The 14,596-nt window shown below is 41.4% G+C and carries 8 protein-coding genes; 1 reads left to right on the forward strand and 7 read right to left on the reverse strand.

The features are described from left to right. Positions 1-398 precede the first annotated feature (398 nt). From D0T87_RS12610 to D0T87_RS12640, 7 genes are all read right to left on the reverse strand, one after another. Positions 399-1,361, reverse strand: coding sequence for a fimbrillin family protein (locus tag D0T87_RS12610; protein ID WP_163175486.1), 963 nt, complete (start codon positions 1,359-1,361; stop codon positions 399-401). 89 nt (positions 1,362-1,450) lie between these two features. Next, entirely contained in the window at positions 1,451-3,376 is a 1,926-nt protein-coding gene (locus tag D0T87_RS12615; RefSeq protein WP_163175487.1) for a fimbrillin family protein, read from the reverse strand. Positions 3,377-3,420: 44 nt separating this feature from the next. Then, positions 3,421-4,413 carry a DUF5119 domain-containing protein gene (locus D0T87_RS12620; protein WP_163175488.1) on the reverse strand — a complete coding sequence of 331 codons (993 nt, stop codon included), beginning with the start codon at positions 4,411-4,413 and terminating at the stop codon, positions 3,421-3,423. Next, entirely contained in the window at positions 4,413-5,783 is a 1,371-nt protein-coding gene (locus D0T87_RS12625; RefSeq protein ID WP_163175489.1) for a DUF3575 domain-containing protein, read from the reverse strand. Before D0T87_RS12625 ends, D0T87_RS12620 begins: the two co-directional genes overlap by 1 nt. A gap of 462 nt (positions 5,784-6,245) precedes the next feature. Beyond that, a complete protein-coding gene (locus D0T87_RS12630; protein WP_163175490.1) occupies positions 6,246-8,579 on the reverse strand; it encodes a family 65 glycosyl hydrolase domain-containing protein in 2,334 nt (777 codons plus the stop codon). Positions 8,580-8,770: 191 nt separating this feature from the next. After that, positions 8,771-10,108, reverse strand: coding sequence for an SLC45 family MFS transporter (locus D0T87_RS12635; protein WP_163175491.1), 1,338 nt, complete (start codon positions 10,106-10,108; stop codon positions 8,771-8,773). Between the two features lie 123 nt (positions 10,109-10,231). Continuing rightward, complete coding sequence (locus tag D0T87_RS12640) at positions 10,232-11,239, reverse strand: LacI family DNA-binding transcriptional regulator (protein WP_163175492.1); 1,008 nt, start codon at positions 11,237-11,239, stop codon at positions 10,232-10,234. A gap of 320 nt (positions 11,240-11,559) precedes the next feature. On the opposite strand from D0T87_RS12640, the gene D0T87_RS12645 reads away from it, so the two are divergent. Beyond that, a complete protein-coding gene (locus D0T87_RS12645) occupies positions 11,560-14,586 on the forward strand; it encodes a TonB-dependent receptor (protein WP_163175493.1) in 3,027 nt (1,008 codons plus the stop codon). The last annotated feature ends 10 nt before the right edge of the window (positions 14,587-14,596 follow it).

The following is a 14,596-nucleotide window of genomic DNA, read 5'->3' on the forward strand; positions in this document are numbered from 1 at the left end:
TAATTCTAAAAACTGCTATGCAATTCCCTCGTTACCATGCTTCAGACATTACACTAAATTTTTGAAAGTTTCTGGCTGCTTCAAAGAAAGTTTCATTTGGCTAAAGAGAAAGTTTCTCTTTCAGTATGAGAAAGTTTCTCAAGGTAAACGAGAAAGTTTCTCAAAACGGATAAGGTTACTTTCTCATGTCGTGACCTGAGTTGAGTTGGCTCCTTTCGTGTGACTTGTGACACTAGAATGTAACTTCTGTGCAATACACTGATTCAAGAAGTGCACTATCCATCGGCCTTTGGGAGGGGTGTGTGAGATGTGGCGGCATTTGAGGGTAAAAACGTTATGGGGGAGCTAAAGTACGAAGAACTTTCCGGGGAACTCCGTTGGCTCGAGAGAGGGGGAGTTTAATTTAAGTTTAGATAGAGAGTGTATTTCCTTCCCATCTCGAAAATGAAATCATCGGCAAGTGTGAATTCGGTTGTTTTGTCGGTGGAGCTTCCCACTACGTTGTAGGTTATGATGATTTTGAAGCTGTTGGCTGGAGTCACTATGTCTTTTTTCGGTTCTTGCGGAAGTACGATCATATCGCCAATTTCAATGTAAGTTTCATCTTCCGGCGTGTCGATTGGGTATTTCTGGTAAACGGTATATGTTTTTGTTGACTCTGGCAGTACGCTCCATGCCCAGTTCGATGTTTTTCCGGTAATGGTTTCTTCGCCGGCTGTTCCCACAAGGATTCCTTGACTGTGTAGGTTGACGAGTTTGATTTCTTTGACGCGGAATGTTGCTGTAACCTTGCCATCATTATCATATTCGTTGCCACGTACCATGAATTTTGCGGCAGACAGTACATGTTTGAAGTTGAGTCGGGTAGGGTTCGACTTGCTGTCGAGGTTGGTGGCTACCATAAAGTCTTCCTGACGTTGGTAGTCTGTATTTACTTCGTAGTTGATGGTAACCTTATTGTCGGTATTGTTGATTTGGAACGATTCCGTATTCATACCCGACGATGTTGCGGGAGAGTAAGCAAAGAAACTGACTGTTCCATATCCCGGCCAATATTTTGTGGGCGAGTATACCCAGCCGTCACCTTGTTTCTCTACAAGCTGGTTGTCCATAAATGAGGCATAGTTGTTTACGCCGCCTTTGTTCCAAATGGCCGATACGCGGAAGTACTGCATATTGTCCGCAGTGGTTTCGGAAGCACGCATATCGGGAGTCGTTGAACAGCTAAAGGTAATAGCCTCTCCGTTTGTACCGTTGCCTATGTCGGTATCTTCAGCAGAACACCCGGCAAAAAACAAAACGACTAAGAGGAACAAAACTGCTCCACAAATATTTATTCTGTATTGGCTGATTGTTTGCATCTTGATTTCTGTTATGTGGCTTTTAATAGGAGTAAACGGAAGGGGCATCTGCCCCTTCCGGATTATATTAGTGTGCTGATGGGTGCAGACTAAGGGGCTGGATATGGGTTGTAATTGTTAGTGGATGGGTTTGCACCTGTAACTTCGCCTATACGTCCCTTATAGCTAGCACCAACCTCACCACTATATTGACCCAAGACTAGGTTACCAGTAGTTTTGTCCCAACTCTTCCAAACCTTTAGAGTATTTATTGTAACACCGTAATATAAATATATGCCGTTTTCTTTATTCAGGCTTAAACAGTCTGATACGTCTAACGTTTTTATTGTAAAGTCTTGGGTTATTGAACTTGAGTCATCTTTGAATTCTATCTGATTTAAAGTTGTGTTTCCTTTCAAGTCCAACACTCCAGAGGTACTGACTCTAGGAATTTTAAGAGTTGTAATAGCGTTGTTTGATAAGTTCAAATCTTTGAAGCTTCCATCCTTTATTTCGATAGCGCCCGCAAGTCTGTTATTCGATAAGTTAAGGGTGCTTATACCCGAAACTGAAGGTACAGACGTCAGTTTATTATTCGATGCGTTCAAAGAAGTTATCGTATTGGTTCCTGAAATCGTCAGTGTTGTAAGCACACCATTCGACAAGTTTACAGTACCAAGTGTAGAGCCGGAGATAGAAACGGTAGTAAGTTGTGTATTCTTTGATGCATCCAAATCTGCTGTAACACCTGCAATAGACAGCGTTTGAAGGCGTGTGAAATATTCAATACCTTTGAAATTAAAGCCTACTTTACTAGCAGTAATACTTGTTACGGCTTCTAACTCAGTTTTAGTTATTTTTCCGTCTACGATGCCGCCAGTGCCTTTACCATCGGCTTCTGTAATCAAATCAGCACTAAGCAAATGGCTGTAGTCGGCCATTTCCGGTAGGTAAGAAGCCGGAGCATCTGACCATTCGCTTACGCCAACTTCAAAGCTAATAGCCTCGCCAACTTCGTCGCCGAACTCTAGGTAGAAGTTATACTGGCGTCCCATTTCGAAAGTAATACCATCGGATGTTCCATACGTAGGGTCTTTTACTGCAAAATATTTTGTTTCGCTTTTATCGGCTGAACCTGCATAGTATATGTCATCAACAAATGCTTTGTAGTTTACTCTTATGGCGAATTTATCTGTTGCAGGTGCAGTCTTTCCCGTAGTTGACAATTCGGTTTTCTGCGGCAATACCATTACAGCACCAGTTTCTCCTAATACCGAAGCGTAATCATTAAGCAGATATATAGGCGACTTTCCCATATCTACAGTGTAATTTACGTGGGCTCCGGTGTTTCCCCATGGTTGAAGAGCAGTTGTATACTTTAAACCTCCTGATTCTTCAATTCTGGTGTTTGTCAAATCAAGCATACCGCTTTCGTACAGATTCACCAATTCTATTTCATCAATCGTGTATGTTACATTTTTCTGTGTAGTTCTGGCAAAGAACATCACACGCGAAAGCGCATGGTGGAAGTTTAATTTTACAGGAACTTTTCCATCCAATCCACCATCCTGCTTTGTAATTCTTGCTACCAAAAAGTCTTCCTGAGCATCTTTGTTACTGATTTGAGGAACTGTATAAGCAATGGAATTATTGCTAGTCGCATCATATCCCTTAATACCATAGGTTACATTCTTAGAAGAAGAAGGGCTATAAGCATAAAAGTCTACTGTACGATCTTTTGGCCAGTAACGTTTTGGAGTATAGTCCCAGTTGCTGTCTTCACCTCGTGTAATACCGAAAGCATCAAATAGATAGCCGTCGGATGTTGGAGTGGCTTCTTTTGTCATCTTGATGCCCGAAACAGTAAAACTCAAAATACTATTCTCGTCAGTAATAGCCGCTCTTGTGCCTTTATCCGTTAATGTCCGAAACTCAATGGAACCATCCATATTGTTCGTAGTGTCTAGTACCTCATCGTTGGAACAAGATGCCAACGTGAATGCAAGTGTTGTAACAATTAAAAATAATTTTCTCATTCTAGTGGTTGTTAATTTAATTAATTAATAATTTACGTGCTTGTTTATAAATAGATATCCACATTATCCCATTCTCCTACGTCGATTTCAAATCCGCCGTTCGATCCGGAGTCTCCGCCGGGATCGGGTATTTCGGGAATCTTTGTGTTTATATCATTTTCAATCAGAATATCGTATCCGTCGCGTGCCAACTTTGCTTCGCGGTCGGCCATCGATTCGGCTATTTGTTCCGATACATCATCCCAGTAGGCAGTGTAGTACTTGCTGGCTTTGGAAAATATCTCGATGGTAAACCGGTTTTTGTAAGGAAATACCGGATCGAAAGTATAGAATTCACCTTCTATATAGCCCGTATTGGTACCGCTGATGGTGCCTACCACCGAATTGTCGAACAAGATGGTAGAACGTTCCGTTGCCAACTTGTCGGTATAAAAATAGTACGTAGCCGCCATGCCCGATGTAGCTCCCCGCGCGTGACTGATATACTGCGCACCTTCTATACCGTTGATGCGGTAGGTGAACTGACGAAGTATATTCTTTGGATAGAAATTGAGCACCAGCGTGGGATCTTCTTTGAAGACGACATCGAAGTCCTCCACCCACGAGTGCACATAGAAGTCGCCTCCCGGATCGTTTACCGTGCGTTCGCCTTCTACCGGCGAAGCCAATTCGTTGTAGGTTGCCCGTGAAGCTTCTACCAGATAGGCCTGAAACGACCCAATCGTGGTTTCGTCGCGGAATTGTATGTTCGAATAATAATCGTAGCAATAGGGGCGGTACGACGCACCTTCGGTCAGGGTGATATACTTCTCTCCACCCACCGGGATGTTGTCTCTGCCGTAATCGGTCACACCATCCGTTGTCGAGAATATATTCATTCGCATGGCACGTGTTTCTTCTGCCGGGTTTTCCCAGTTAACAACTACTTTGATGCGTTTGTCGCCTCCGCCAACACATACGTCATCTTCGCACAGGTCTTTGTTCTTGCAAGACACCGTAATCAACATCAATAGGAGAAGATAGTGTATTTTTCTCATTATAGCTCCTCCATCTTTTTAGTTCGGTTAAGTTTACCTATCAACCATACCAATGAAACATTGAGTTTGGTTGGACCCCAATAGTTCCGGTTGTGTGTGCTCCGTTTGGGGAATGTACAATCCTGGCAGTCGCTTACGTTGTATTTATAGTACTTACCACCCAGATACCCGGCATTAAGCCCAAACTCCAGGTTGAACCGTTTGGATATGCGCATAGCGTATCCGGCAGTCAGACCACCCGAGTAGCTCCAGTTGCTGAGCTGCCCATAGTCGCTGTTCTTATTGGTAAACAGGCGGATATCGTAAGTACCTCCATAGGCGTAGGCTCCAACGTACCATCCGTTTAGTGGTCTTCCTTTTCTATAGCCAAGCCACCGGCGCAGTTCGGCCCCTGCTATCTGTATCCGATGGTAGTAATAGTCGTCGGCATTGGTGTTCCACCACGACCAGTTGCCCTCTATGGCTACCGACCACTTGTACTTGCGTCCGAACGGGATCTCAACCGCCAGGTTGGGCAGCAATGCAGCATCGTAAAGCAAATTGCTTTTGACTGCCATGATGAATGGCTTCTTCGGTTTTTTCCGCATAACGTCGGGGCAGATCGTGTCGATACGGACTACTTCTTTTTCGAGATAAACGGTATCGGAACGAAATACAACCACTGTATCAATCCGGATTATTTGTTCTTGTTTTCTTGAATATATCGTACCGGTAGCGCTTCCCCGCAGATAGGGCAATACGTGTGTCAGCATATATGCGTAGGTCTTTCCGCCATTCAGCGCTTTGATCTTCGTTTTTTGGTTTTCCCGGTTCAGGTTGCTGCGAAGTATATCGAGCAATTGGTCGCGGGCAGGAACGTTCTTATCTTTTTCGATCTTGCCTATAAGTCCGTCCCAATCTTCTCCATCGGGTAGTATGACTACCTGATGCTCTTTTATTTGAGGATATTTTTGTATGATGTATTTTCTGAGCGAAAGTGCCCGGTCTACAGACAAGCGTTGGTTGTTGTAAAAACCGCCCTCGGGCGATGCCCCACCGGTTATGGCAATAAAGTCTTCTTCTTTTAGTGTGATGTTGGCAAATAGTTGATCTATCGCATTTAATGTATGGGCGTTGCCCATATAGTTTTTGTCTATCTCTGTTCGGTTTACACGATAGTAAATGCGTGCTGTTCTTGTAATCAAGGTATCCGGGGCGTGTGCCGGGTTTGCTCTGAACGAGATTTCAATGAAATCACCGCCGGATGCTGTTTTAACAGCGTCCTTGGCAGCCATTCCATGAATAGATCCTCCCCAGACCAAGATTACTCCACAGAGTAATCTTAATGTTTCAGCTATTGAGAAGTTTGTTTTTCCTTTGTAGTCACTCATCCGTAATTCTCATCTTCTGTGGCACAGAAAAAGAGCAATACATTCATTCAGCCTTTTGCCAATGCAAACTTAGCTTACTCTAAAATTGCTTATAGGAAAAACACGGATAACTAGAGATGGTAGTGCTGGAAACAACTAATCTTTTTAACCGCATAAGGGCGTAAGATTATAATCTTTTATTTTATAACCGCATAATCCCTCCTTTGTTTTTTGTAAAGACAAGCTTTATAATTCAATAAAGGATAATTGCCGGAATAATGCAATTCTAACGTTTTTACTATCAAGTTGTTTCTTTAATCTACTGCAAAGTAGTTTCTGGTATTCACTATAAGTTGTTTCTGTTGACTAAATGTAATGTGCTCGGTCTTCTTTAACCTATTTGATGGGGACAAATATAGGAATTATAGTTTTATTAGAAGTTAACCGAATTGTTAAAACTTGTATCTTAGTTGTATAAACATGCTACATGCCTGCCGAAACCAGTTGCTGGCTGGGAAGCATTATGCTATTTCTTCCTTTGTCGATAAAATGTTTTTCGTTGTTTATATACACCTCAATCTTATCTCCGGCAAGCAAATGAATGTTCATTTGTTCCTGGGTAACCTCGATAAGCAATAATCTTTCTTGATATCTGGTTTTAAATGTGTATCGCTTCCAGTTTTGAGGTATGACGGGAGTAAACCGTAAACTGTAGTTTATGATCTGCATTCCGGCAAACCCTTTAGCCAGTGCCAGCCAGCTTCCGGCCATACTTGTAATATGGAGTCCTTCACTGATTTCGTTGTTGTAATCGTCCAGATCCAGCCGAATGGAGTGGAGAAACAAGGTGTATGCTTTTTCTATATCCCCGGTTCTTGCGGCAATAGTAGAATGAACAAACGGAGATAATGACGATTCATGCAATGTTTTCGGTTCATAGAACTTAAAATTGCGGCGCATTGTATTCAGATCAAATGCAAAATAATATAAGTATAGTCCGAGTACCACGTCGCTCTGTTTGATATAACATGAACGCAGAATTCTATCCCACGACCAGTGTTGATTTATAGGCCGTTCGGTAACCGGAATTTCATCTACAGATTTTAATTCTTTGTCCATATAGCCATCGTGCTGCACAATAATTCCCAGCTCGTCATCTTCGGGGAAATACATATTGTCGATGATTTCCTGCCAATGCTTGGTTTCTGTATATTGGAAAGATGTTTTCCGGCGTACATCAGTATATTTATCAGGATAATCGTGTGCTATAACCTCTAAATAGTGAATGGTGACTTTAAGACATTGTACACACGAGTAGTTTGTGTACCAATTGTTGTCTACATTGTTTTCATATTCATTAGGGCCCGTAACACCAAGAATAACATACTTTTTCTTTTTCTGTGAGAAAGATACACGTTGTTCCCAAAAGCGGCAGATAGCAATCATTACTTCCAGCCCATAATCTGCCAAATATCGTTTGTCGCCTGTCATAACAGTATATTGCGCAATGACATAGCAGATGATTGCATTTCGATGAATCTCTTCAAAGGTGATTTCCCATTCATTATGACACTCATCTCCATTGATTGTGACCATAGGATATAGTGCCGCACCATTATTGAATCCTAATTTTCTGGCATTCTCTATTGCTTTGGGTAGTTGATTGTATCTGTACAACAGCAGGTTACGGGCTATTTCTTTGGGATGTGTGAATAGAAAATAAGGAATGCAGCAAAGTTCTGTGTTCCAGTGGGTGTTGCCACCATATTTTTCTCCGGTGAATCCTTTTGCACCGATATTCAGGCGTGGATCATCTCCCCGGTAAGTTTGATGTAGTTGGAATATATTGAACCGTATACCTTGTTGAGCTTCAGGGTCGCCTTCTATGATAACGTCCGATTCGTCCCAGATACCTTTCCATACCTGACGGTGCTCCTCAAGTATGGTGTCCCAACCTTTTTGCTTTGCTTCTTTGCTCTGGGTTACAGATTCGTCTACTAAAGACTGGCGGTCGTAATACAGAGTGGTAGCTATTGTTGTATATTTAATCAGAGTAACTCTTTCTCCGCATTTAATATCCGAACCGGCACTAAAACCTACCTGTTTTTCTTTTTCAATGCGAATAGGATTGGTTGTAATTTCCTTGCTGTTTCTGAAAAGTTGGTATGTCATGGCAAAACACGCCTGCGAATCCTCATGTTTGGTTTGCGTCCAAAGGTAGGCATATTCGTTTTTAGTTTCCAGCCGTAGAACATTCCACATCTTTTCATTGAAGTTGGAACTCTCGTGTTTTATGTTGGCATCAAGATAAGGGATTAACGAAATTTTTCCTTCATAGTTGACTGATGTCACACTGTATTTGATGGCGCATAAATTCGGGTTTGCCATGCTGTTGATATGTTCTACATGGATTCTCAGCGTATTACCTTTAGGGGAGGTTACTTCAAAGTCGCGGTAAGAAACTCCTTCTCTCATATCCAATCGGCGGCTAAAACTACTTATGTCCCAAATGGCCAGATCAACCTCTTCATCAATCAGGCGAACGTGTATACCACTCCAATTCGGAGAATTCGGGATGCGGGAAAAGTATTTAGGGTAACCGTTCTTCCACCAGCCTACGCGGGTGCGGTCCAGAAAAGAGATTCCTGCAAGGTATGATCCTTGCAGGCTATCGCTGCTATATGATTCTTCAAAGTTCCCACGTTGTCCGAACCGGCCATTCCCTAAACTGAAAATACTTTCTGATCCTCGTTGGTAATCGGCATGAAATCCTTCTTCTATAATACTCCACTCGTCTGTTTTCAGAATCTTTTTCATGGTAATCAAGGAAAAAAATGTTGATGAACGGCAAGATACAAAAAAAAGTAATTCAACGGGGGCTCTTAACTACTTTTGTTGAAAAGATACTAATGGGATCCCTACGAGATACCACTGAGATGGCACCGACATCCTAGTGGTATCTCGGTGCCATTCCAGTGGTATCTCGTAGACCTTTTTTTACCCCTGTCTTATGCCTCCTGAGGAGAAGAGGTTTCTTTATGAGTAACGACTGTTTCTTTTATAAAGTAAACACAAACAGCTCCAATAATCAGAAGAATACCGGCAAGAACAAGCATATTTACTTGCCGTCCGCCAACCATATAGAGTAATCCGCCACCAACCAGTGCTGCTACAATTTGCGGAATACAGATTGTACCATTAAAAAGACCTAAATAGGCGCCCATACTTCTACCCGAGATAGAATTAGTCAGGATAGTGAATGGCAATGCCAGCATTGCTGCCCATGCGCAACCAATCAGGAAGTAAGAAATGAATAATAAATATTGATTGGTGAAGAATAGGGTAGAGATAAAGCCGACTCCTCCCAATATAAGACTAAGTGAATAAGCCATTTTGCGAGATTTAAAGAATGGGAGAACCACAGCCCATAAAACAGAACCAATGGCTTGTACAGCAAATAATACCCCTACCCAGTTTCCTGCTTCCTGATAGCCAGAACTCTGGGCATCGGTCGTTCCCCAAACGGTGTCGGCAATAGCTCCATTGGTGTACGTCCACATATACATAAATGCTGCCCAGCAGAAGAACTGTACTAATCCTACCGTCCAGAAAACTTTAGGTGCGTGTTTCAATAAGGAAATGAAGTCTGTCTTTTCTTTCTTTTCAGTAGATGTAATGCCATGAAACTCTTCGAACTCTCTGGGAGGCATCTCTTTTACTTTAGCTACTGTATATACCACGCATAGGATAAGTATAATAGCTCCGATATAAAATGAATAGATTACTGAATCGGGAACTGTACCTTTTTCGGCTATATTACTGATACCCATCCAGGTAAAAATGATGGGGAACAGGTATCCTACCAAACTTCCGGCATTGCATAAAAAACTTTGGATAGAGTAGGCGAGACCCTTTTGTTTTTCGTTTACCATATCGCCAACCAACATCTTGAATGGTTGCATAGCCATATTAATTGCCGTATCAAGAAACATGAGCGATACAAGACCAAATATCATAGCTGTGCCTACTGTCATCCCGAAACTTCCGGCGTTGGGCAGTAAACACATTACGATGACTGCTACCACCGAACCTATAAATAAATAAGGTATACGGCGCCCGAACCGTGTCCATGTTTTATCACTGGCTGAGCCTACAATGGGTTGGATAATAATTCCAGCCAGTGGAGGGAGAATCCAGAAATAACTCAAGTTGTGAGGGTCTGCACCCAAGGTTGCGAATATACGACTGATATTGGCGCTTTGTAATGCATAGGCAATTTGTACGCCGAAAAAACCGAAGCTGATATTCCATAGCTTCCAAAAACTTAAATCAGGTTTTACTTTCATATATTTTGAGTTATGAGTTTTGAGTTATGAGTGGTGAGTTATGGGTTTGGGGTTGTGGGTTTTGAGGGGAGGATATTATGATTAAGTTCCATACAAGCCCACTCATTACTCACAACTCAAAACTCACTTCGTTGTTCCTCGTACAACCAGATTGGTCCTTACGATTTTATTTGAACTCTTTTCCATATTGCCTTCTATCTTATCAATGAGAAGGCTGATGGCACTTTCGCCAATTTCTTCACCATGTTGTTCTACTGTTGTTAGTTTGGGGTCGGTGTTCTGTGCAATAGCCCCATCGGTGAACCCGCAAATGGAAACTTCTTCCGGTATCTTTAATTTGGCTTGTTTACATGCATATAGTATTCCTGAAGCCGTTTCGTCATTAATCGCAAAGAACCCGTCCGGTCTGTTTTCTTCTTCCAGTATATCGGGGGTAATGGCGATTGCTTGTTCGCGGGTATCGCAGAATTTTATCATGCTATCATCTACCCGCATTTTATATTTTTTCATAGCATCAAGGTAACCATTTCTCCTATTTTTGGAGATTTCCATGTGTGGAGGGCTGCTATAAAAGTAAATCCGTTTGCATCCGGTTTGGATCATATACTCCACTGCTGCGAATGATCCGGCATAATCGTCGACTACTACGCGTTCTGTATTGATTCCTGTACAGATGCGGTCGTAAAATACGATGGGTATGTTGTTGTTCAGCAATTCCTGATAATGATCATATTGTACGGTGTCTTTTGCCAAAGAAGTGATTACTCCACAAACTCTGGCTGCCAGAAAGGAATGCACGATTTTCACTTCCCGTTCATATTCTTCATTGCTTTGCGCCACCAGAATATTATATCCGGCTTTTGCTGCTGTAGCTTCAATTCCACTCAGTACACAAGAGAAGAAGTGATGTACTAATTGTGGAATAATAACCCCAATTGTGTTCGACCGGCTTGTGCGCAAGTTAAGTGCAAGGGCATTAGGCTTGTAATTATGCTCTTGCGCATATTTATGTATGGCATCCCTCGTCTCCTGGCTAATATCAGGATTATCTTTCAGGGCTCTCGACACAGTAGAGGGGGAAACACCCAATGCTTTAGCAATGTCTTTGATCGTTATCTGCGGTTTACTCATGGTATGTTTTGTTTCAAGACTAAGGTAAAGTTAGGTAGAAAACAACGAATCACAAAACAAAAGGTGGCTTCTGCCGTTTTCTTTAATACAAATGTACTGTAATTAAATATAATTGTTCATTCGGGTGTTGAGTTTACCGCAACAATGCTTTGCAAACGATTGCATAACTGTAAATGCAGATTTGGTGGATTTGTTGTTAACTTCATTAAAGGTAAACTCTATTTTTGTTGCATGGTTAGAAGGAACCGGACGGGCGTGTTCGTGTTTCAATTTGAGAAATATTATAAGAGACTATATTGTTAACTTTAATTTTTAGATGCATGAAGCAAGTTAATCTTAGAATCTATCGAATGATTCTACCCCTACTAATGGGGATGTTCTTGTCGTTAGGCGCATATGCCCAGCAGGTAACTGTAAAAGGGCATGTAAAGGACTCTACCGGAGAACCTGTAATTGGCGCCAATGTTTTAGTGAAAGGTACTACCATGGGTACAATTACCAATTTTGATGGTAATTTTACACTTGATGCTCCTCAAAACTCTACAATCGAGATTTCATTTATCGGTTATAAAACAGCAGAAGTAAAAGTTGCACCAATAGTAAATGTGCTTTTGCAAGATGATTCTATTCTGCTGGATGAAGCCGTGATTATCGGTTATGGGGTGGTGAAGAAAGGCGATGCAACTGGTTCTGTTACCGCTATAAAAGCGGATGAACAGAATAAAGGGGTTGTAGTAAGTCCGCAAGATTTATTGGCGGGTAAGGTTGCAGGTGTTGCTATCACTTCTTCTGGTGGGCAACCAGGTGCCAGTGCGAATATTCGTATTCGCGGCGGTTCGTCTTTGTCTGCAAGTAATGATCCATTAATTGTTATTGATGGAGTAACAATGGGTGGTGGAACGACCGATGGATTAAGCAATCCATTGAGTACGATTAATCCTGCGGATATCGAAACATTTACTGTACTGAAAGATGCTTCGGCTACAGCTATTTACGGTTCACGTGCTTCGAATGGTGTTATTATGATCACTACAAAAAAAGGAGCTTCCGGTAAGGTTAAGTTCAACTATGCCGGTAATGTGTCTGTAAGTACGAAACGGAATACATTGGACGTTATGAGTGGTGATGAATATCGTGAATTTATAATTAACCATCCGCAGACTACCGATTTGATGTTGGATGCATTGAATCTTTATCCTAATGTAAGTACAGACTGGCAAGATGAAGTTCTTCGCACAGCGGTTTCGACTGATCACAACTTGAGCGCATACGGTTCTATCGGTGCCTTTTTGCCTTATCGTGTATCTTTGGGTTATACCAACCAAGATGGTATCCTTAAAACATCGAATTTTGAAAGATATACAGGGAGCCTTTCTTTAACTCCTTCGTTTTTTGACGATTACCTCAAAGTAAATGTGAATGCTAAAGGTGTATATATCAAAAATCAATTTGCAGATACAGGGGCTATTGGGGGAGCGGTTTCGTTCGACCCTACAAAGCCTGTATATAATGGTAATTCAAAGTATGGTGGTTTCTTCACATGGACGGGCGATTATTCACCTGAAGGAACAAAAGCCAGTTCTGCTGGTATAAATCCGGTGTCTCTTTTGAAAATGAGAGACGACAATTCTACTGTAAAATCGTTTGTCGGTAATGTGCAATTCGATTATAAAGTGCATTTCTTGCCTGAGCTACGTTTGAATATGAACCTGGCATTGGATTTTACCAGAACGAATGGTCAAACATATATTGATCCGAATGCACCATCTAACTATAGTCCGGACGATAACCAAACAGGTAGTAATTACACCTATGGTGCAATCAAGAGTAATCAATTATTCGATTTCTATGCGCAGTATGCTAAAGATTTTGGTTCATATGGGAATCTGGATGCAATGGCTGGTTATTCTTATCAAAGCTATCGTTCGAAATCTGATAATATTGGATATTATCTGTCAAGAGAAGTTGATCGTTACGGACAGAATACAACAGTAAGCAGTGAATATAAGAAGTATGATACAGAGTATATTCTTTTATCTTTCTTCGGGCGTTTAAATTATACGTTGCAGAACAAGTATTTGTTGACTGTAACACTGCGTGATGACGCTTCTTCACGCTTCTCTAAAGATAACCGTTGGGGGCTTTTCCCATCTGTTGCTTTAGGTTGGAAGCTAAACGAAGAATCATTTATGAATGGTCTTGACTTCATGAATGAATTGAAACTGCGTTTAGGCTGGGGGGTTACCGGCCAACAAGAAATTAATCAAGGAGATTATCCTTACCTTTCTTTCTATAGAGATGGTAAAGGTGGTGCTATGTATCCATTCTACAATGCCGATGGGAGTGTTCAGTGGGTGAATGTAATCTCACCTACAGCTGCAAACCCTGATTTGAAATGGGAAGAAACAACTACATACAACATTGGTCTTGATTATGGTTTCTTGAATAACCGTATTAATGGTGCGGTAGATTTCTATTATAGAAAAACAAAAGACCTGATTAATGCGGAGGTAAACGTACCTGCTGGTACTGACTTTGCAGAATATGTGGTGTCAAACATCGGTTCGTTGGAGAATAGAGGGGTTGAGTTTTCTATTAATGCAAAACCAATTGTTGGTAGAGACTGGAATTGGGATGTTGGTTTCAATATTGCCTATAATAAAACAAAGATTACCGAATTGACATACAATGACAATTCTGACTCACCGGGTAGACGTTTTGAATCGAGCGGTGGCGATGGTGGTATCCGTGTAAAAATTCATAGTGTAGGATATGCTCCAGGTTCATATTATGTGTATCAACAAGTGTATGATGACGCAGGCAAACCTATTGAAGGTGAATATGTCGACAGAAACGGAGACGGAGTAATTTCTGATAAAGACTTATATCGTTACAAAAAGTCGGATGCAGATGTATTGATGGGTTTTAATTCAAAACTGTCTTATAAGAAATGGGATTTTGGATTTAATGGACGTGTAAGCCTGGGCAATTATAACTATAATGGAACGGCAGCTAATTCGGCCCTTGCTATAAATGAGATATTTGGCAACAACGCTTTGTCTAATAAACCACTTGCTGCCGTTAAGACCGGTTTTATGGAAAGACAGCGTCAGTCTGATTATTTTGTTCAGAATGCTTCGTTTTTGAAAATTGATAATATAACTCTTGGTTATACTTTTGATAAGTTCTTTACGACACGTTCTAACGCTCGTATTTACGCCAGTGTACAGAATCCGATCATTATTACCAATTATGACGGGCTGGATCCGGAAGTAGATGGCGGTATGGATAGAAATGTTTATCCACGCCCTCTGACATTCTTATTTGGTGTGAATATTAACTTCTAATAAACTGTGA

The sequence above is a fragment of the Bacteroides sp. 51 genome, assembly GCF_010500965.1.
GTDB lineage: Bacteria > Bacteroidota > Bacteroidia > Bacteroidales > Bacteroidaceae > Bacteroides.

What these genes read in the sequence shown, in the direction of transcription:
- D0T87_RS12610 (WP_163175486.1), bottom strand. Translation starts at nt 1,361, where the DNA reads ATGCAAACAATCAGCCAATACAGAATAAATATTTGTGGAGCAGTTTTG.
- D0T87_RS12615 (WP_163175487.1), bottom strand. Translation starts at nt 3,376, where the DNA reads ATGAGAAAATTATTTTTAATTGTTACAACACTTGCATTCACGTTGGCA.
- D0T87_RS12620 (WP_163175488.1), bottom strand. Translation starts at nt 4,413, where the DNA reads ATGAGAAAAATACACTATCTTCTCCTATTGATGTTGATTACGGTGTCT.
- D0T87_RS12625 (WP_163175489.1), bottom strand. Translation starts at nt 5,783, where the DNA reads ATGAGTGACTACAAAGGAAAAACAAACTTCTCAATAGCTGAAACATTA.
- D0T87_RS12630 (WP_163175490.1), bottom strand. Translation starts at nt 8,579, where the DNA reads ATGAAAAAGATTCTGAAAACAGACGAGTGGAGTATTATAGAAGAAGGA.
- D0T87_RS12635 (WP_163175491.1), bottom strand. Translation starts at nt 10,108, where the DNA reads ATGAAAGTAAAACCTGATTTAAGTTTTTGGAAGCTATGGAATATCAGC.
- D0T87_RS12640 (WP_163175492.1), bottom strand. Translation starts at nt 11,239, where the DNA reads ATGAGTAAACCGCAGATAACGATCAAAGACATTGCTAAAGCATTGGGT.
- D0T87_RS12645 (WP_163175493.1), top strand. Translation starts at nt 11,560, where the DNA reads ATGAAGCAAGTTAATCTTAGAATCTATCGAATGATTCTACCCCTACTA.